This is a genomic window from Pseudomonas sp. 43(2021) (genome assembly GCF_017490805.1).
Taxonomy (GTDB): Bacteria; Pseudomonadota; Gammaproteobacteria; order Pseudomonadales; family Pseudomonadaceae; genus Aquipseudomonas.
Genome location: NZ_JAFGYJ010000565.1, coordinates 1 through 436, shown reverse-complemented (window position 1 = coordinate 436; position 436 = coordinate 1). Strand labels below are relative to the sequence as shown.

At 62.6% G+C, this 436-nt stretch carries 1 protein-coding gene and 1 pseudogene; both read left to right on the top strand.

The window, feature by feature from the left end:
• Positions 1-333: FAD-dependent oxidoreductase (locus J5M71_RS28720; RefSeq protein WP_347709887.1), on the top strand; the 333-nt coding region annotated here is incomplete at its 5' end.
• Positions 330-436, top strand: a pseudogene (locus J5M71_RS29490) (phosphohydrolase); the annotation flags it as partial. The gene J5M71_RS28720 and the pseudogene J5M71_RS29490, both read left to right, overlap by 4 nt.

The window sequence follows — 436 nt, the reverse complement described above, 5'->3', positions numbered from 1 at the left end:
CTGCACGCCAACGGCATTCACCTGCTGATCAGCCCGACGCCGTATGGCGAACTGATCATTGGCGATTCGCATCATTACGGCAGCGATGCGTCACCGTTCAATGCCGAGCAGATTGACAACTGGATGCTCGAACTCGCCGAGCAGACGCTGGGCTGCAAGGTGCAAGTGGTCGAACGCTGGCAGGGCGTCTATGGTTCTCGGGGGCCAGGGCCGTTTTCTTTCCTGCGCCCGGCACCGGGCCTGAGCGTGGCGCTGATGCACACCGGCGTCGGCATGAGCGTCGGCCCGGCGCTGGCCGAACGCAACATCGCGCAGTTACTGGAGCAAGCATGAATCAAGAACAGGTGATCGCCCGGGGGTTCGGCCTGTATGAACGCTTCGGCGCGAGCGATTACATCGGCGAACCGGTGTCGCAACTCGAGCACATGTCCCAGGC